Source organism: Nostoc sp. DedQUE04, from assembly GCF_034530995.1.
GTDB lineage: Bacteria > Cyanobacteriota > Cyanobacteriia > Cyanobacteriales > Nostocaceae > Nostoc.
This window is the reverse complement of the sequence record NZ_JAVRCA010000006.1, coordinates 37,961-58,308: the sequence shown is the minus strand read 5'-3', so window position 1 is coordinate 58,308 and position 20,348 is coordinate 37,961. Positions and strand designations below refer to the sequence as shown.

Genomic DNA, 20,348 nt, shown 5'->3' with positions numbered 1-20,348 from the left:
AATTACGAATTAGTATGTATGAGTTCAGATTCTGCCACTCCAAAAACAGTCGAGATTGATTGTTCTGGGCGGATCAACAAAGTTTTGGCAACCTGAAGCATACAAATACCCGTATTACCAAAGGATTTTTGGTACTGAAGCATTGCCTGAATTTGTTGAATCAATGCAAGACCAGAAAACTGCACAAGTCGTCTCAAAAAATCAGGGCGATGCTCTAAAATTTCTGGAAAATTACTAAGATAAGCTTGAGTAAGGGCTGCAATAGAAGGCTGAATCATCTCAAGCGGTGTCATCGCTAGGCGCAAGGATTCTTCGATATCGATCGCTTTGCTAACAACCAAACTACCAAGCCAAAATTGTAAATAACTGGCAATGAGCATTCCTAAATCGAATGCAGGATCTCCCCAAGCGCCGCGTTCCCAATCTATCAATCGAATAATACTATGATTCGATTGCTCTGCTTGAGAAATAGTTTGCTCCCAATCGTTGTGCAAGAGAATGTTGTTCAGCTTTAGGTCATTGTGCGTTAGACAACAAGCCTCGAAAGTAGTGGCGAGTTCTGCGATCGCTTTTCCCAGGCTATCGTAGCGTTGATAAAGAGCAAAAAATTTCAGACCGTCTGCTGGAACCTGACCGAAAACTTCCGGGCTAATCCGTTCTAGCCCACGAAGAAATTTAGGAGTTTGCTCAATGCCTACACCCTCAGAATTGTGAGAGAAGAATTCCTGATATTCCTGACGGTTGAAAGTAGCGCGATGGATTGTAGCTAGAGTAGCTCCGATTGAAGTTGCGATCGCAGATGGAAAAATATTCTCCTTTATGTGGAATTCAGCTAAATCACAATAGTCATTGAGGTAGTTGAAAACAATGATTGAATGCTGTGTATCAAAATGGAGTGCTTCCGAAAGCATTGGACGAATGTAGTTAAGCTGTGAGAAACGTTGTAAAAACTCTTGAATTCGCCATTCGTTCAAAAACTCGCCAGCCGTTTGTCCTTCTTGAGCGTGACGCTCTTGTTTAACGAGGAATTTATGACCATCCGATAAACTCACCAATAAGTTAAAGTTTTTAGCAACCTTTTGCTCGATCTGGCTCAAGTCTGGCTCTTTATGAGAACATACCTCCTGTCTAAATAAGTAATCGAAAACATTTTGAGAGCTTAATAAAAATGTCATAGTCAAATTTTCCTTAAACTTTGCTTGATAATGCTCATTGCTTAGGTTCGCTTTTTTCGGAGGCTTTTTTAGTTTCTGCTTGCTTATACCGTTTCTTTGTGAAGCTGCATATATATTACCCCCCGGCTACGCCGTCCCCCCAAGGCATCGGGGGGACTACAGGGGGGTGTTTTTATGTGTATCTTCATACAGAATTGGTATTAGGTAAATAATAGTTAATCAAAAAAATCATCAAAGCTTTGCTGGAAAAGGTTTTAAAAACCTAAGTAATTTAGATATTTAAACCTTTTCCAAAAGACTTTAACCTGATTTTTTCAGTTTACAAAAAGGATGTAAAACCCTCTCTGCGATCGTGAAATTTCTTAACCTCTTTAGAAACTGCAATAGATACACCCACTGCCCCAGATACGGCAAGGATACTAGCAGCAATTGCAGGGGTTGCTCCCCCATGAGTTAAATCAAACTCATCGTTATTTATCTCATTGAGATAACTTTCTTCATCTGAAAGCAGATCAAACCCTGGCACACTGAGATTGCTAATACGAATAGTTGACATGGTACACTCCTTTGAATATTTACATGGATTCATTGATTCAATTGTTGATTAGCTCTATTACTACAGTTGTAGATAGCATTCAAAAGCCAACAAACTGCTTGCAATTTGCTTATTTAGCAGATACAAATGGTTGCTTTAAAGCACTACAAGCATTAGTTAGTTTAATAACTACAGCTGTCTTACTAGTTTTTAGGCATTGGTATAGCCAATAACACCACCTACGACAAGTCCTGCGGCCGCAGCACACGCACCTGATGATTCGAGAGCTAAAACACCTGCATAGATCAAAGGCGAAAAGCCACCAGAAAGGTGGTCAAATTCGCTATCAGTCAAATCTCTCATGTAGCCTTCAGAATCATAAAATAGATCGGAACCAACAGGATGCAAATCGGAAATATTGATCGTAGCCATTGTTTTTCCTCTTAAATGAAATTGCTTTAAATGGAATTGCTGTAACCTGCTTTGTTACAGGTTAGTAAGCTTCTCCTGCACCAAAATATAAAGTTGCAAGAACGATGGTTCCCACAACAATCAAACCCACTAAACCACCCTTAATAGCGCCAATCTCGCTATCAACTAAATCATCCATATAGCCTTCAGAATCAGAAAATAGATCGGAGCCAGTAGGACGCAAATCAGAAATGTTGATAGTAGCCATTGAATTTTTCCTCTTAGATGAAGTTGTTTTTAATTGGATTAGCTGTGTATTGCTTAATCACATTTAAATTTTCGGAGATTCAATCAATAATTTCAAGACTTAAAAAGTCATTGTTTATGCATAAATCAATGACTTATGTTTTAAGTATTAAAATATTTAATATTCAAAAATCAAAGTACTTTTCTCTGAAAAATTACAGTGCAGTAACGCGTCACTACTCTGAATTAGGCAATTTGAAACTAAAGCGATGTTTTTTGTTCTATATAGTGGTGTTTTTACCCTGTCACACCACCAAAGCCTGAAAAACCACACTTGTGACTGTTTCACAGATTATTGTAAAACTTTGTAACGAGTTGTGGAATTCCCGGAGTTTTGATTCAGAGAAGTAACAGAGGTTCTCAAGGATTATCCAGATTAATTTCTATCTAGGCATTGCAAGTTATACCAGGAGGAATTGCTGTGGACAAGCAAGGTCTATATTTAACAGCGTTTCAGCGCAAGCTTTTATTGAAAAATCTAGAAGCAGATTTACGCCCAGAGTACCGCCGTCGCATTGAAATTATGTTGTTGGCAGATGCAGGCCAATCTCAGACTCAAATCTGTGAAGCGTTAGGATGCTCTCAGGAGACGGCACGGCACTGGATTACGATCGCCCAAACAGGTCAAGCTCATCATTGGAGCGATCGCCCAATGGGTCGTCCCAAAGCTGTGAATGAGCAATATCTGGCTCGTTTGCAAGAACTAGCAAGCCATAGTCCGCGTGAGTATGGCTATTCATTTGAGCGGTGGACAGGCCAATGGTTAAGCAAGCATCTGGCAAAAGAACTGGGAATTAAGGTTAGCAGTTGCCACATTAACCGCTTGCTCAAAGAGATGGGACTTTCAACTCGACAGACACGCAAAACTGCCGAGAAAGAAATTAATAACACAAAAAATCCTCGGATTACTATAAACAACCTGCTACCAAATGCAGAGCCTGATTTTCGGTGGTCATTGAATTTCGCTACAACAAGTAACTAATTCTGCCATTAAACTCCCAACAAATCATGGTTCAGAACAAAACAGAATTTTCCACTCAACAGCTTGCCCAAACTCTGGGTCAGACTCTTTCAGAACAGGAATTTTCAGACTGCATCAAACAAATTGAAATTCTCCAGCCTAGTGCAGGCAAACTGTTCTGGCAAACAGCAGATGCAAACGTAGGTATTTATCTAATTTTGGCAGGTAAAGTCAGATTGCTCGATCGCACCGATAATTTAATCGCTTCTGTAGGTGCGGGAACATCATTTGCTCAACTAACGCTATTTCCAGAGGAGGAATTTCAACCTTACACTGCTAGGGCTTCGGTAAATCTCAAAGTTTGCTATATTTCAGGAAATTGTTTGCGATCGCTCATCCGCAAGTATCCCTCTATTGGGCAGCATCTTCACCGTCAAGCTGTACTTTGGGATTTACTGCTGTTATGTCGCCAAAATGCGGCGCTGAATAATGCTGCTTACGAAGGTGTAGTGCAAATACAACCATTGCTAGAGCAGCACAATCTCCAAATTAACAAACTTCCATCTTCTTTACTCAAAGACCAACAACTTTGGATACTGCGTCGCGGCGAACTACTGCACACATCAGGACTCAAACTCACTGCTGGCAATATTTACACCTTATCTCAGTTACCCAAAGAACGTGGTTGGCAAGTAACTCAACCAACGCAACTATACAGCCTCAGCTGTTCGCATTGGGAAACAGCACAGCAATATGTGCCACAACTGGCTGAACTCGATGCTAACCCATCAGCCAATAACCACCCAGTAGCAGCGTCTGAGCCTGTTATATTTCCTCAATTTACTGTTGAGCCAAAAAACCAGTTTCAGAAAAAAATTAATAAAGCCTACTTCCCTAGCCCAACTGTAAAAATCGGTCATTTATGGCAACGCATTACTCGACGCTATCCTTTTTTTGAACAACAAAGTGCATCTGATTGCGGTGCGGCTTGCTTAGTGATGGTTGGTCTTTACTGGGGTAAGCGTTTTAGCGTCAATCGGCTGCGAGACATTGCCAACGTCGATCGGGATGGATCATCGCTGCGAGGTTTAGCAGCAGCAGCAGAAAGCATCGGGTTTTCGACTCGACCTGTAAAAGCCAGCCTTGATAAACTTGCCCAGCAAAGTTTGCCTGCGATTGTGCATTGGGAAGGCAAACATTATATTGTCGTCTACGAAGTCAGAGGCGATCGCGTTATCGTTGGAGATCCTGCTATTGGTCAGCGTACCCTCACTTATGCAGAATTTAAAGCAGGTTGGACTGGCTATACTTTATTACTCCAACCCACAGCCTTACTCAAAGAGACAAAAGAAGCTAGTACTGCTTTCTGGCAGTTTTTTGAATTAACTAAACCTCACTGGCTGGTGTTGTTGGAAGTATTTATTGCTTCCATCCTCATTCAAATTTTTGGCCTGATTACACCCCTATTTACGCAATTATTGTTAGACCGAGTAGTTGTGCAGCGCAGTGACCTAACATTAACGGCTGTAGGCATCGGCTTGGTAATCTTTAGCCTTTTTAGAGTTGCCATAACTGGACTGCGGCAATACCTTCTAGACCACACAGCTAACCGAGTCGATCTAGCCTTGATTGTGGGTTTTATTAGTCATACCTTCCGTTTACCTCTGAACTATTTCGAGTCCCGTTACGTTGGTGATATTATTTCCCGCGTGCAGGAAAATCGCAAAATTCAACGTTTTTTAACTGGTGAAGCCCTATCTATCTTCCTCGATTTACTAACAGTATTTGTCTATGTAGGATTGATGTTTTGGTATAGTTGGAAGATGGCATTAATGACCTTAGTAATTGTGCCACCATTCGTATTATTGGCGCTGATTGCTACACCTTTCTTACAGCGTGTTTCCCGCGAGATTTTTGGGGCACATAATGAAGAAACTGGGTATTTGATTCAGTCTCTCACTGGTATCCGCACGATTAAGTCTATGGCTGTTGAGCAAACAGTCCGCTGGCATTGGGAAGAACTTTTTGGTAAATCAGTGAAAAAAACTTTTTCTGGGCAGGTAATTGGCAATACACTGCAAATATTTAGCTCCGGTATTGAAGCTGTAGTCACCACAGTTTTACTGTGGTTTGGGGCATGGCAAGTGATTCAGAATGAACTCACAATTGGGCAACTGATTGCTTTTAATATGTTGCTGGGTAATGTTATTAATCCCTTCCAAAGGCTGATTTTGCTATGGAATGAATTGCAAGAGGTGCTAATTGCCGTTGAACGCATCAATGATGTGATTGACGCTGAACCAGAAGAAGATTTACAACACCAGTCTCATCAATCTTTACCGCCAATTCGCGGTTATATTTGCTTTGACAAAGTTACTTTTCGTTATCATCCAGAAAGTGATAGAAACACCTTAGAAAACATCAGTTTTGAGGTGCAACCAGGGCAAACGATCGCACTTGTAGGGCGCAGTGGTTCGGGAAAAACGACCATTTCCAAGTTAGTATTGGGGCTGTATCCTCCCACAGAAGGGAAAATTTTGATTGACGGCTATGATATTACTAGTTTGTCATTGCGATCGCTCCGTTCTCAAATTGGTGTCGTTGACCAAGATACTTTTCTCTTTGGTGGTACGATTCGGGAAAATATTAGTTTAGGTTATCCCGAAGCAACTTTAGAAGAGGTCATAGAAGCAGCGCAACAAGCGGGAGCGCATGAATTTATTAAAGAATTACCGATGGGCTATGAAACACAAATCGGTGAGGGAGGAGGAACCCTGTCTGGTGGACAAAGACAACGGCTAGCGATCGCTCGCGCCCTTGTCGGAAATCCCCAACTGCTGATTTTAGATGAAGCCACCAGCAGTCTTGACGCTGAATCTGAACGTATCATCCAGACTAACCTCAACAAAATTCTTCAAGATAGAACAACACTAGTAATTGCTCATCGCCTTTCAACAGTACGCAATGCTGACAAAATTTTGGTGCTAGATAGAGGTCTTTTGGTTGAATGTGGAACTCACGATCAATTAATGGCTAAACGCGGTCACTACTTTTACCTGAATCAACAGCAACTTACCATAGCAGTTTGAACTAAAAGCCTCTTCATTTTTCGTTCTTTAGCTTTGCTAGAAACCAGAAAAATCCAATATTTGAAATCCAAAACTGTATTACCAATTATGCCAAATGAATTTACTACCCAAGAGCAGTTCAGTCAGAACGGTCACTACCCTAATAATCAACTAGACTTGAAAGAATCCAAAAAAACACTATCATCACAAGAGCGAAAATCCTATGCACCTTTGGGTGAAGACTGGTCTTCTTTAACAAAAGAACTGATTGATACCTTACCACGGATTTGGACACGCGGCTTGTTGTATTGGCTAGTAATATTTGCTGCGATCGTCTTACCTTGGGCAATGCTATCCAAAGTAGACGAAACAGGTAGCGCCAGAGGACGACTTGAACCCCAAGGGAGAACTGTGAGATTAGATGCACCTGTTACCGGAAAAGTTACAGCCATTAAGGTAAAAGAAGGCCAAACTGTACTTTTAGGGCAAACTTTACTGGAATTAGAATCAGAATTAACTCGTACTGAACTGCAACAAACTCAGGCAAAACTTGAGGGTCAACAAAATCGAGTTAATCAGCTTCAGCTATTAAAAAATCAACTGGAAATGTCTTTACGCACTCAGCAATTGCAAAATCAAGCTCAAGAATCTGAGCAAGTTGCTCAACTTGACCAAATACATCAAAAATTTAATTCCAGCAAACAAGTATATGCTCTAGAAGTTGGTCGCATTAAGCTAGCTAAAAATGAGGTACAACGTTATCGATATCTTTTACAAAAGGGCGCTATTTCCAAAAGTAAATTAGAAGAAATAGAAGGTACAATGTTTGAACGCCAAAGACTTTTAGAACAAGCTCAATCAGATATTCAACAGGCTAATACCGAGATTGCTAAACAGCAAAGCACCAATCAACGTATTAGACGCACAGGTGAACTTGCCGTTTTGGATAGTCAGAAACAACTTAAAGAACTCCAAGCTCAAGTTGTAGATTTACAATCAGAAATTTCTCAAACTAAAAAGCAAATTCATTCTTTACAATTTCAATTACAACAGCAAACACTCCGCGCTCCGATTGCTGGCACGATTTTTCAGTTGTCTATCAATAACGCCGGGACAGTCGTACAACCAGGGCAGATGATTACTCAGATTGCACCTAATGGAGTACCTCTAATATTCAGAGCACAGATGCCTAGTCAAGAAAGTGGCTTTCTGCGTGTAGGAATGCCAGTTAAACTTAAATTTGATGCTTATCCTTTCCAAGATTATGGAGTGATAGAAGGCAAACTCCACTGGATTTCACCAGACTCCAAAGTTGTGGAAACTGCTCAAGGTAACATAGAAAATTTTGAATTAGAAATTGCAGTGCCGCAGACTTATATTCAAAGTGGAAACAAACGTATTGCTTTAACGCCTGGTCAAACAGCAACTGCTGAGGTAATTGTTCGGCAGCGCCGTATTGTTGATTTTGTGTTAGACCCGTTTAAAAAGTTGCAAAAAGGTGGTTTGAAACTCTAAAAATCAAGAACTATCAAAAAGTTTATCTTTTCTATTTCATTTCCATCGCTAAGAAGTTTTACTATGTTAGAAGTGGCAACTGTTTCTCTCGAAGAAATTATCAACCAAGTCAAGATTTCATGTCAAATTCCTTCTGTGATTGAAGGTATTCTTACTCGCAAGATTATTTCATATACGGCACAAGAAGTTAATATTAAAGTGGAGCCAGAAGAACTACAGCAAGCGGCAGATAACTTGCGTTTGATGAACAATTTGACTGGTGCTGATGCTACTTGGTCATGGCTACAGAGACACAGTTTATCTCTAGACGAGTTTGAAGAATTAGTTTATTACACAGTAATTTCCTCAAAATTAGCTCAATATCTGTTTGTAGATAAAGTTGAATCTTTTTTTGTAGAACATCAGATTGATTATGCCCAGATAGTTATGTATGAAGTCGTTTTAGATGATTTTGATTTGGCTATGGAACTGTTTTACGCATTGGGTGAAGGTGAGATAAGTTTTCATGAAATTGCTCATCAATATATTCAAGATACAGAACTACGCAGAAAAGGAGGATATCGAGGGATATTAAGCCGTGCAGATTTGAAACCAGAAATTTCTGCTGCTGTCTTTGCGGCAACTCCACCGCAAGTTGTCAAACCAATATTGACATCCATTGGGGCACATCTAATTTTGGTTGAGGAAATTATTGAGCCACAATTGGACGAGATGTTGCGCTTAAAAATTCTCTCAAACTTGTTTTCTGAATGGCTAAAGCGTAAAATTTTGGATCTAAATTTTACCCTATAATTGGTAAGCTTGCAGTATTTTATCCTAAAAAGCTTATAATAGCTGTATTACAAAAGTTCTGGATTAGCACAGTAGAATATGACATTGAAAAACACTTTTGGTGAATATAGTTTTGTCACCAAACTAGACGTTACTAATCTCGAAGCTAGTGCCGAGTGGTACAAATCCAAGCTTGGGTTAGTTCCTGAAGAAAAATATGACACACCTAGCTGGAGACAGTTTAGTTTTCCTGATATTCCACGCTTTGCAATCGGATTGAACTTGAGTAACTCAGTTGAACCAGGTAATACTGTCAGTACCTTTGTTGTCAATGATATAGTTACTGCTCGTCAAAGCCTGACTGAAAAAGGAGTCTCAGTTGGGCCAATTACAGATGTTGGTCATGGAGTGCAATTATCCACTTTCAAGGATATTGACGGAAATTTGTTAGGGCTTAGGCAAAATCCGCAGTCTTAACCTGGATTTACACCTAAATCGGGGAATTAGGCAGGGATATGATTTCATTTGCAATTTAACCTAACTGTCTTAGTGGGGATCAGCCTAAAAAAGCTTGTAAAACGAATCTTGACCCAAGATTTCCTACCAACTCCCCACTTATGACTCCAATAGTCCACATCAGCAGAACTTTTGGCAGTAAGAGAGAAAATCGATTGGCTACGCTTTGCTTTAAGAGCGATCGCTTCGCTACTTTCTCCATCCCCAGATTTCCTTTTTCTCCTACTTGCCAATTCATTGGAATTATTTAGCAGAGCATTAAGTTAACGTGAGTTCGACACTGTCTCCCTAAAAGGGCGATTGGCTTCAAATGTTTTATGTGTAGAACGATACAGCCGTCTGTCCCTCAATTTTGCCAGTGCCTTCCCCGCTTCAAAAATGCCCGTTCCACTTTCCTCTCTAGGAGTAGGCGATCGCCATTATATACCCGATCCAATACTGCTCTCGTCCGGGAATATAATAGGCATCACTCGATTTTCAAGACAAGAGGAATGCGATCGACGCCAGGGGCGATCGCTAGTCTTGAACCTGGGGGAAGTGCTTTCACCGTTGCACCTGCGGGGTAGGACTCGCACCTACATGGTCATTCAGTTGTCAAGGTGAGCAGTCCGTTGCGGAGGTTCTCTTTGTTGTAGGAACTGCGAACCCGGAGGGTTGAGAATCTTGCGGATAATCCTTTAACACCTTGCGGGGTATAGTTTCTAGCCAACGAATCCCACTTCTACATAGCCTTCCGTTCCATTAACCCGAATTCTCTGTCCGTCTTCGATCAGCTTGGTAGCATTTTCTACTCCAACAACTGCACTTATACCATATTCACGTGCGATAACTGCTCCATGTGTCATCAGTCCACCAACTTCGGTGACTAGGCCTTTTATGGATACAAACAATGGTGTCCAGCTAGGGTCAGTAAAGGAGGTGACTAATATATCTCCATCTTCTAGCTCGGCATCTTCCATGTTTAAGATGACACGCGCTCGTCCCTCTATAACTCCGGAGGAAACAGGTAGACCTACAATAGCTTCGGCAGGGAGATTTTCTCGTTTGTACCGACCTGCAATAATTTCACCATCAGACGTGATAACACGGGGGGGAGTTAGTTTTTCATATAATTTGTACTCATCTTTTCGTTTGCCGATCATCTGGTAATCAAGTTTATTTGTGCGTATGACTGAGCGAAGTTCTTCAAAAGTGAGATAGTATATATCTTCTTTTTCATGAATAACGCCCGCTTGTATGAGTTGTTCGGCTTCTTTGAGTAAAGCTTTCTTATAAACGAAGTAGCGATTAATCATGCCGTATTTTGGATATTCACGATAACCGATGAAATTCCGAATTAGACCGATCGTTCGTTTTGTCTCTTCGGCCTTTTGTTCGCCATCCGGTAATTGCTTCAATCGATCTAATAACTCTTGTTCTTTTTTCAAAGCTGACTGTCGTCCTTGCTCAAATTTCCGCTTGCTAGCATTAGGCTCAAAGTTTTTGATATTACTGAGAATCATGGGGATAAGTGTAGTTGGTTTTTCACTCCAACGAGTTTTAGTAATATCGATTTCTCCGGCACATCGCATTCCGTATTTGTTGAGATAAGCATAGATAGCGTCTTGGGTTTCCTTTCCCCCATTAAACTTAACCAGTTCATCCAAAAAGCTATCATCTTTTATATGTTGTAAATAATCAATTACTTCAGGATAAGGACGAATTACATCTGCGACATCCAATAGTTCCAGACCCATAGATGAAGTAATATTGTTGGGTACAGATTGAGAAAGCGTGTCTGCTACGTTTTTTTCATCTAACCACTCCTGCATTTTTTCATTGATCCATGATGAAGCATTCATAGCAGTCATAATCACACCAAAACTTTGTGGATCGGATAAACTCTTCTTTAATTTCTGGGTGTCTTCTTGAATAAAATCAATTAGATCCAATCCTGATTTCCTTTGGATGTGATGTTTTAAATCGTCTATCGATACTTGATTACTCTTAATTAAATCAGAAACGATTGTCGGATCGTATTCGTTTAGTGTTTTAAAATCCGCAGGCGATGGAGATTTATTGCTTTTACCGGGACTTAGTTCTTTTTGATCGTCTGGTAATGATTCAATGAAATCTCCTCGCTCTATGATAGTCATCAGTGCGTCTTTTATGAGCGGTTCGGATTTTCCCAACACATCTACTACAATTTTTCTTCTAACAGGTGAAGCCAGATCGGGTGTGATATCAACAAACAACCTTCCACCAGCTTTATACATGGGTCGAGCAGCTATTAATTGAAATAAAGACAATCCCAATGGTTTAATGGGGTCGGTCATCATTTGTTGATGACCAACAGATACATAAACGTGATTTTCGCGATCGCTCGCTTCCGGGATCGGATATAAAGTCGTGATGGGGCGACTTTGGACAATATAAAATGTATCATCAACCAAACACCATTCGATGTCCTGGGGGCGGCCGAAATGTTCTTCAATCTTCCTACCGATGCGCTCAAGCTGCAAAATCTGCTCATCCGTCAGCGCTTGCCTATTCTGTTTGTGTTGTTCAATTTCCTGTAATTTCGTACCGCCATCTTTTAAGGCATAAATAGCCAGTTTCTTGGTGGATATCTTCTTATCAATAACCTGACCGTTACAAACTTTATAGATATCAGCATTCACCAGACCTCTGACCAAAGCTTCACCAAGTCCGAAGCTGGCATCAATGGATAACACCTTCCGATTAGAAGTGACGGGATCGGCAGTAAACAAAATTCCTGCCACCTGCGGTAATACCATCTTCTGAACAACCACAGACAGGTAAACTTTACGGTGGTCGAAGCCGTTTTGAAGGCGGTAAATTACTGCTCTCTCGGTAAATAGCGATGCCCAGCACTTGCTGATATGCTGATAGATTGCCTCCTTTGAGACAATGTTCAAATACGTATCCTGCTGGCCTGCAAAAGAGGCTGTCGGTAAATCCTCAGCAGTTGCGCTGGATCGTACTGCATAGGCATTTTTTTCATCAAACCTGGAGAGGAGGCGGGCGATCTCTTCATTAATATCTTGAGGAATGGTTATACCTTCAATGAAAGAGCGAATCTCACCGCTAAGTTCACCAATTTTATGCCGGTCTTCCATCAATAGATGCGATAACTGTTCGAGTAATTCATTAATCGATGGCATTTCCCCAATGATTCTTTTAAAAGCTTCAGTAGAAATACAAAAGCCATCCGGTACGTGGATTCCCTCAATCCTGGATAGTTCCCCCAGGTTAGCAGCTTTGCCCCCAACAACCTTGAGTTTTGTTTTATCAATATCTTGAAAACAAAGCACAAATGAACTCATCAGTTTCTTTCCTTTGGCAATTCATACTTTGGTAATTTTAACTGCATCACAACCGATCGACTCTCGACGGTCGGTGTACATGGGCGTCGGCAAAAGTCACAATCCTATTCTTACTTCAGAGATACGCATCTCAGTTATAGTTTTCATACCCTAAAGGGGTAATTTGGCTAAGACAATGGCAAAGTTTACTGTTGGCGACTATTTATTGCTTCGTCTGGAGCAAATTGGCATCAAGCATATCTTTGGGGTTGCTGGAGACTACAATATGGAATTTCTCGACTATATTGTTAACCACAATGGCATCGAGTTAATTTCTACTTGCAACGAACTTAACGCATCCTATGCTGCCGATGGTTATGGTCGGCTTAATGGTGTTGCGGCATTAGTAACTACGTTTGGTGTTGGTGAACTCAGTGCTATTAATGGTATCGCTGGCGCTTATGCTGAACACGTTCCTGTTGTAGCAATTACCGGTGCTCCTGCAACTAAAATTCAAGCTCTTGGTTCACTTGTCCATCATACGCTTGGTACTGGTGATTTTTCAATATTTGCCCGAATGTATCAACAGGTAACGGTGGCTCAAGCATATTTAACAAATGAAAATGCAACAACGGAAATTGACAGAGTTTTAGGTATCTGTTTGCTGAAGAAATTACCTGTTTATATTTCCATACCGATGGATGTTGCTCTAGCTGAGGTGTCTGCACCGTCTGATTTCTTTATACCCCCTGTATTTCAGAGCGATGGCGCTACAATAGCAGAAATAATTGATGTCTGTGTAAACATACTGGAAAAAGCTTCCCAACCGGTGATTCTTGCTGATATTGGTGTAGCTCGCTATCATTTGCATGAACAATTGCGAGAATTGCTAACAGCTACTGGATACCCTTATGCGACGATGAACATGGGAAAAGGATTGCTAGAAGAAACCCACCCCCAATTCATCGGCATATATAATGGTGCTGCCAGTGAGGAATCTGTCAGAAAACGTATTGAGCAGGCAGATTGTGTTTTAACTATCGGTGCTTTGATGACTGATTTCAACACAGGTAAGTTTTCTGCCAAACTCGATCCCAGCCAAACTATTGAAGTGCATGGGGAGTATGTAAAAGTTAAACATGCTTTATACAACAATGTCGCTATGGCAGATGTGCTTTCTGCTTTAAGCCAACGGTTGCAGCACCGCGATCCTCAAACGCTGAATTTCAAATCAGCAAGAGAAAATTTAGATGCTGGTTTTATAGAGCCTATCGTTGGCGGCTCTTCGGCACCGATTACGCAGCAGCATTTTTGGCATAGATTTGCTCATTTTCTCCAAGAAGATGACATTATCGTTGCTGAGACTGGAACTTGTTTGTTTGGCGCTTCTATCGTTCCTTTGCCAAAAGGAGCTACTTTTGTTGGGCAAGTACTTTGGGGATCGATTGGTTACTCTGTTGGTTCATTACTTGGTTGTGCCATCGCCGCACCACAACGTCGCTCTATCCTACTGGTTGGTGACGGGTCTTTCCAAATGACTGCACAAGAACTTTCAACCATCTTACGCTATAATCTAAAACCGATTATTTTTTTGATTAACAATGATGGATATACTATAGAGCGTGATATTCACGGTGAACGTATGCCATATAACGACATTCAACCTTGGAATTATCATCAGCTCCCTAAGGTTTTCGCTGGCAATGCCTGGGCAATTAAAGTTAGTACCGAATCGCAGTTAGACAAAGCATTAGAAACAGCTCAACAAAACCGTGACCAACTTGCTTTTATTGAGGTTGTAATGGATAAAATGGACAGCCCAGAGGTTCTGTTGAAGATGTTGCAGCAATAAAGCAACATACTGCCTCATCAATTACTCAGTACCTTAACGATCGATCGGCGTTGCGGTGTGATGTTGGAGTTTGAAGACGCTTGCCAAAACTTGTTTGCTCAACTGGTGACAGATGCGCCCCAGTGGACTGAATGGATGGCATGAAAAAGTTGGGTACAGAAAGCGATCGCTAAAAGGTCAGTTCCTCCCAAGCAAAAAGAACTAACTCTTATCCAGCATCAAGGGATTATTAACTATGGGGGCGGGGCTGTCTTTGAGCCTTACCAAAATTCTAGTCGCACACCAACGTCAGATAGCATATCGAGAACTCGTATTGGTACATTGTTTGAGTTAGTAAAAAATAGACTTCTTGACTTCTTGGCATTGTGGGGAAAAGTTTTTTCTTGTTCAACGAGAAAGCTTTGGTAAAGAGTTGGGTAATTCATGCTTCAGAATGCTGACTATTCTTGCTGCTTGTTTATCCCAACATAAGGATACCTCTAAACCCGCTTGTCAATAGCGTTTGAGATGCGCTTACCCTGCTATGTTAGTCTACTAAAAGTTGGCAAGCATTTGTTCGATTTCTGTATCCATTAACTCATTAACTTCAGCTAAAATTTGTTCTAGAGCATCACTTTCTACTTGTTCAAGTTTGTGAGTCTGTACCAATTCGCTTATTTGAGCGATTGTCGAGCATTCAAATAAACTACGCAACGGTAACTCTATCAAGAAGGCTTCGTTGATCTGATTTACAAGTTGCATAGCTAAGAGCGAATTGCCTCCCAATTCAAAGAAATTATCGTGGATACCGACTTGTTTTAAGTTTAGAACTTCAGCCCAGATAGAAGCTAGTAACTCCTCGATAGGGTTGCGGGGTGAAACCATATTCACTTCAATATTGTTGATTAACACACCCAAGCGATTTAGAGTAAGACGATCGATTTTACCATTAGGGGTAAGCGGTATGGTTTCTATTTGGAAGAAAGTAGAGGGTAACATGTACTCAGGCAATTTTTGCTTGAGGAAGCGATGCAGTTCCCTACTATCTACATTTTGCTCTTGATGAAAAACAATATATGCTTGCAATCGCTGATTATTTAATTGGTCATCGCTGGCTATAACTACACACTCTCTGACTTGTGGATGTTGACTCAGCGCTGCTTCGATTTCTCCCAACTCAATACGGAAACCGTGAATTTTCAGTTGGTTATCAATTCGACCGATAAATTCAATAGTACCATCGCTTCTGTGTCGAGCTAAATCTCCTGTTTTGTACAAACGGGCTGTCGGTTCATTACTAAAGGGGTTGAAAATAAACTTTTCGACTGTTAATTCTGGACGGTTAAGATAACCTCGTGCCAAACCATTACCACCAATATGCAATTCACCTGCAACACCGATAGGCACTGGTTGCAAATGATGGTCGAGAATATAAATTTGAGTATTAGCTATGGGATGACCAATAAACAGTGAAGAAGCTGTTTGATGTTCTAAACTCACTTGGGAATCATAGACTGTAGCTGTAATTGTAGCTTCAGTAGGGCCGTAAGCGTTTCGCCAACTAACGTTGCTACCTACTTGCTGTTGCCAAGTAATAAACCGCTCTAATGGGACTCTTTCGCTACCAAGAACCAATAAACGTACATTTTCTGCCCAGCTGATATGGGGCATTTGGGAAACCCACTCTTGCCAGTATACTACTGGCAGGTTTAGGACAGTCAATTCTTGTTTTTTGACAAATTGCACAAAATCTGCGATCGCAAACATTTTCTTTGGTCGTAGTACCAAAGTTGCTCCACTCAACCAAGTAGGAAATATTTCCTCGGCAGCTACATCAAAGCTAAAGCTTGCAAATTGTAGGACGCGATCGCTCACTTTTAGTTCATAATTTTTAGCTATAGCGTAGTTATGGTTTACTAAGGCTTGGTGCGGAATTAGTACCCCTTTCGATTTGCCAGTAGAACCAGAAGTATAAATCACATAGGCTAAATTTGTCGGCTCAACAACACTAACAGGATTCGTGATTGATTGACGAGAAATCGCTTGCCAATCCGTATCCAATAGTACTAGTTTTGCAGAGTGTGGAGGCAGTTGACTCTCTAATTCAGCACTTGTCAGTAGCACTGAGGCTTGAGAATCACCTAGCATATGAGCCAAGCGTTCTTGAGGATAAGCCGGGTCTAGGGGTACGTAAGCACCACCAGCTTTGAGAACACCCAGCATCGCTACTAACATTTCTACAGAATGTTCAACGCAAATGCCTACAAGCACTTCTGGTTTTACACCTAAACTTTGTAGGAAATGCGCTAACTGGTTAGCACGCTGATTTAGCTCTCGGTAGGTCAGTTTTTCTTCAGCAAATTCTACTGCTACAGCATTCGGAGTTAATTGTGCTTGTTGTGCAAATATTTGATGAATACATTTATCTTGGGGATAGTCGGTTTGAGTGTTATTCCACTCAACCAGTATTTGATGGCGTTCGGTTGCTGTTAATAAGGATAATTGCAAGAGCGATGTTTGGGGGCTGGCAATAATCGCCATCAATAAGGTTTGGTAATGTCCAAGTATGCGGTCGATAGTGGCAGCATCAAACAAGTCTGCATTATAATCACATTCCAACAGTAACTCGTTTTCAATCTCAGTCACATTCAAGCCTAGATCGTAGTCAGCAAAACTTATAGATTGAGGTAACAAGCTACTTGACAAATTATACATTTGGGGAATGTCTACGGGGCGCTCCAGGTTAAAGGTGGCGTTCACCAAAGGAGATATGCTGCTACTAGCCTTTACTCCCAGTTTGTCAATTAATTTAGCGAAAGGATAATCTTGATGCTCATAGGCATCCAACAACAAACTTTTGCAAGTTTTGAGATGTTCGACGAATGTCACATCGCCGACAATTTGACCGCGTATCGGTAGCAGATGGCTGCAATAACCAACTAGTCGCTCACTACCTTCAAGAGAGCGTCCAGCAGCAGCAATACCAATGGTAATGTCGTCTTGGTTGGTTAAGCGATAGAGTAAGACAGTATATGCAGACAGCAGCATCATAAATAAGGTACAACCGTTTTGCTTGCTGAATTGTTTGATGGCACCACTTAAGCTACTGTCAAGCTGTAACTGTTGTCTGCCACCTTGATAAGTTTTGATTAGTGGGCGAGGACGGTCAGTGGGCAAGTCTAAAACTGGAACTGGGCTGGCAAACTTCTGTAACCAATAAGATTCATGAGCTTTCATCTCGTCTGTTTCACAGTATTGACGATGCCAGTCAAGATATGAACTATATTGCATCGGTGGTTCTAGCCGGCAAACATCACCCTGACAAGTTGCTGAATACAATGCAATCATTTCTTGCAAGATAACGCTGATTGACCAGCCATCAGTAATAATGTGATGGGCGCTAACAACTAATATATGCAATTGGTCTTTTAATTTCAAAATCCGAACGCGGAATAAAGGCCCGTTGGTGAGGTCAAAAGATTCGCGGTTTTCATTTTGCAACCACTGGGCTAGTTGAAAGTTGCCATCTTCTACATTTGAAAAGTCAATTACAGGAACGTCTATTTGCAGTGATGGTAATATTTCTTGAAAATCGCCTTGACTGCTGATAGTTGTACGTAGAGCCTCATTACGTTGTATCACTTGCTGCACTGCTTGACGCATGGCTGCTAGATGAAGTGTACCCCGTAATTGAATATTGAGGGAAATGTTGTAAGCTAAAGACCCATTGTCACCAATTTGAGCTAAAAACCAAAGCTGCTTTTGGGCATCACTCAGGGGAATTTTGAATGCTGGTTTTAGTTCTAATTCACTTTTAATTTGGGTTTCCAAATCTACAGAATTTCTCAATTTGTCTGATGTGTTATGTGTCTGCTTTTGGACTATCGATAATTTTAGCTTTTTGGGAAAAAAACCTGCTGTGCGTAATTCTTGTACACTATCTTGGACTGATTTAATTACATAATTTACATCTTCATCTGTGTGTGCAGTAGATAGAAAACAGGTGCGTCCTTCCCAAATATAAACGCCTTTTGCAATTAAAGAGTAATACAGCAAATCCATTTCTAAAGGCTGATATAGATAGCTAGAATTGCCCGATAAAGTAAAGCGAAAAAGCGAGCTAAAATGCACTATTTGGACAGGGATATTTTCTTGTTCAAAGTAAGTATTGAGTGTTGCGGCTAACTGTGATGTGCGTTGATTCAATCGCTCTTGGAGGATAGCTCCTTCAGCTTTGAGGTGTAGGAGTGTGGCTCGTGTTGCTGCCATCGTCAAAGGATGTTTGGAGAAAGTACCAGCAAAAAATGTCGTTTCCACTTCTGGATAAGATTCATCTCCATAGTTCCACATACCACCGTCAATTTTGTCCATATAAGCTGCTTTTCCAGCTATTACCCCGATTGGCATTCCCCCACCAATTAACTTGCCATAGATGACAATATCTGCATCAACACCAGACCATGCTTGCGCTCCACGGGGATGAACGCGGAAACCTGTGATTACTTCATCGAAAATCAAGGTGATATCTAGTTGTTGTGTTACCTCTCGCAACTGTTGCAGAAATTCTTTAGGTTGTAAATCGGGTTTGCGGCTTTGTACAGGCTCAACTAAAACTGCTGCTAATTCATGAGCATTGGCTTTGATAATATCAAGCGATTCAGAAGCCCCATAAGTCAGAAGCAAAACATCATCAACCATATTTTGCAGCACCCCTGGAACCATTGGGTGTGCTGGTAATTTTCCATCCTCAGATGTTTGTGGTATGGCTAAGGTGCCATCAAAATGACCGTGATAAGCGCCTTTAAAAATAGCAATTTTGGCACGACCTGTAGCTGCACGGGCTATACGCATCGCTGTCATCGCCGCTTCTGTACCTGAATTACAGAAAGTGACTCGTTCCATTCCTGTCATTTCGCAGATTAAAGTTGCTACCTCACCAGCAAGTTTAGATTGGGGGCCGATTTGCGTCCCTTGCTTGAGTTGATTTTCTAGAGCTTCTGTAATAAAGGGAACATCATGACCAAAAAGATGTACGCCAAAACCCATAGAAATATCTATGTATTTATTGCCATCAATATCCCAAATTTTTGAACCTTGAGAACGATCGCCAACAATAGGATAGAGGATTTCTTTAGTTTCGGGACGAAATCCGACAGAAGCCCTTCTGTCGGCGAGGACAGGGCGATAGGTTTGCGATCGCTGTTTGGATTTCGCTGTACGTTTGGTATAACGGGCGATCAGAGAATCTAAATATTGTTGTTGTTGTGGGGTGAGGATTTTGGCTGACGATTGTTCAACTCGCCAAAAAGAAGAGGGAAAATCTTTTTTTGCGGTTGATTTGTGTAATTCTACTGGGTTATGAACAAATTTCGCTTCTTTATGTGGGCTAGAGGAAGAATTTAAATTTGTTGATGAGCTTGAATTACGCAAGATTTCCAACTGTTGGGACATCAATTCAAACTGCTGCCGAAGAACGATTTCTACTAATGTTTCGGATGTCGTTTCTGAGGCTTGAGAGAGTGATATTTCGGGTTGTTCTTGAATTTGAGATTTCATAGGTTCTTGTTGTATACTCTCATCAATATAATTTGCTAACGCATTCAGGTTTGTTAGTTCTTCAAATAACTGACGAATCGTAATTTTAATTCCAAAAGTATTTTCAATTTGACGAATGGCATCAATTAGCACTATTGAATCAGCACCCATGTCTAAAAAATGAGCATGAACATCAATATCTTCTGGATCGGATTTGAGTAAATTTGCAATAATTGTACGTAGTTCTGTTAATAATTTTTGGCATTTATGGGGTTGACTGGTAACTTGAAAATAAGAATTATCACTGTTAAGAGTATATGTGTTCATGAGTTTTTATCAATTGCTTGGTTGGAATTTCATCTGATTAGTTTTTTCAGGGGCTATATATAAAAGGAAGAAGAGAAGAAATAAATGTGTAC

General features: G+C 40.9%; 14 protein-coding genes. 7 read left to right on the top strand and 7 right to left on the bottom strand.

Annotation, left to right across the window (positions count from 1 at the left end; translation table 11 throughout):
- Positions 1-2: 2 nt before the first annotated feature.
- From RM049_RS05780 to RM049_RS05765, 4 genes are all read right to left on the bottom strand, one after another.
- The gene (locus tag RM049_RS05780) at positions 3-1,175 is read right to left on the bottom strand and encodes an aminoglycoside phosphotransferase family protein (RefSeq protein WP_322703499.1); all 1,173 of its coding nucleotides are present in this window, start codon (positions 1,173-1,175) and stop codon (positions 3-5) included.
- A 319-nt stretch (positions 1,176-1,494) separates the two neighbouring features.
- A complete protein-coding gene (locus RM049_RS05775) occupies positions 1,495-1,731 on the bottom strand; it encodes a hypothetical protein (RefSeq protein ID WP_322703498.1) in 237 nt (78 codons plus the stop codon).
- A 189-nt stretch (positions 1,732-1,920) separates the two neighbouring features.
- The gene (locus RM049_RS05770; protein ID WP_322703497.1) at positions 1,921-2,142 is read right to left on the bottom strand and encodes a hypothetical protein; all 222 of its coding nucleotides are present in this window, start codon (positions 2,140-2,142) and stop codon (positions 1,921-1,923) included.
- Positions 2,143-2,203: 61 nt separating this feature from the next.
- Positions 2,204-2,389: a hypothetical protein gene (locus RM049_RS05765; RefSeq protein ID WP_322703496.1), complete on the bottom strand. Its 186-nt coding sequence runs from the start codon at positions 2,387-2,389 to the stop codon at positions 2,204-2,206.
- A gap of 459 nt (positions 2,390-2,848) precedes the next feature.
- Between RM049_RS05765 and RM049_RS05760 the strand changes: the two genes are divergently transcribed.
- From RM049_RS05760 to RM049_RS05740, 5 genes are all read left to right on the top strand, one after another.
- Positions 2,849-3,409 carry a helix-turn-helix domain-containing protein gene (locus RM049_RS05760; protein WP_322703495.1) on the top strand — a complete coding sequence of 187 codons (561 nt, stop codon included), beginning with the start codon at positions 2,849-2,851 and terminating at the stop codon, positions 3,407-3,409.
- Between the two features lie 26 nt (positions 3,410-3,435).
- A complete protein-coding gene (locus RM049_RS05755) occupies positions 3,436-6,477 on the top strand; it encodes a peptidase domain-containing ABC transporter (protein ID WP_322703494.1) in 3,042 nt (1,013 codons plus the stop codon).
- Positions 6,478-6,564: 87 nt separating this feature from the next.
- The gene (locus RM049_RS05750; protein ID WP_322703493.1) at positions 6,565-7,971 is read left to right on the top strand and encodes an HlyD family efflux transporter periplasmic adaptor subunit; all 1,407 of its coding nucleotides are present in this window, start codon (positions 6,565-6,567) and stop codon (positions 7,969-7,971) included.
- A gap of 63 nt (positions 7,972-8,034) precedes the next feature.
- Complete coding sequence (locus tag RM049_RS05745; protein WP_322703492.1) at positions 8,035-8,763, top strand: peptidylprolyl isomerase; 729 nt, start codon at positions 8,035-8,037, stop codon at positions 8,761-8,763.
- Positions 8,764-8,841: 78 nt separating this feature from the next.
- Complete coding sequence (locus RM049_RS05740) at positions 8,842-9,219, top strand: VOC family protein (RefSeq protein ID WP_099099723.1); 378 nt, start codon at positions 8,842-8,844, stop codon at positions 9,217-9,219.
- A 79-nt stretch (positions 9,220-9,298) separates the two neighbouring features.
- Here RM049_RS05740 and RM049_RS05735 read toward each other — a convergent pair whose 3' ends face one another.
- A complete protein-coding gene (locus RM049_RS05735; protein WP_322691087.1) occupies positions 9,299-9,496 on the bottom strand; it encodes a hypothetical protein in 198 nt (65 codons plus the stop codon).
- A gap of 62 nt (positions 9,497-9,558) precedes the next feature.
- Between RM049_RS05735 and RM049_RS05730 the strand changes: the two genes are divergently transcribed.
- Positions 9,559-9,861: a hypothetical protein gene (locus tag RM049_RS05730; protein ID WP_322703585.1), complete on the top strand. Its 303-nt coding sequence runs from the start codon at positions 9,559-9,561 to the stop codon at positions 9,859-9,861.
- Positions 9,862-9,959: 98 nt separating this feature from the next.
- Here RM049_RS05730 and ppsA read toward each other — a convergent pair whose 3' ends face one another.
- On the bottom strand, positions 9,960-12,584 hold the full coding sequence (ppsA, locus tag RM049_RS05725) for a phosphoenolpyruvate synthase (protein ID WP_322703491.1): 2,625 nt from the start codon (positions 12,582-12,584) through the stop codon (positions 9,960-9,962).
- Positions 12,585-12,759: 175 nt separating this feature from the next.
- On the opposite strand from ppsA, the gene RM049_RS05720 reads away from it, so the two are divergent.
- Complete coding sequence (locus tag RM049_RS05720) at positions 12,760-14,415, top strand: alpha-keto acid decarboxylase family protein (protein ID WP_322703490.1); 1,656 nt, start codon at positions 12,760-12,762, stop codon at positions 14,413-14,415.
- 534 nt (positions 14,416-14,949) lie between these two features.
- Here the strand turns inward: RM049_RS05720 and RM049_RS05715 are convergent.
- Positions 14,950-20,256, bottom strand: a complete 5,307-nt coding sequence (locus tag RM049_RS05715) for a non-ribosomal peptide synthetase (RefSeq protein WP_322703489.1) — start codon at positions 20,254-20,256, stop codon at positions 14,950-14,952.
- Positions 20,257-20,348 lie beyond the last annotated feature (92 nt).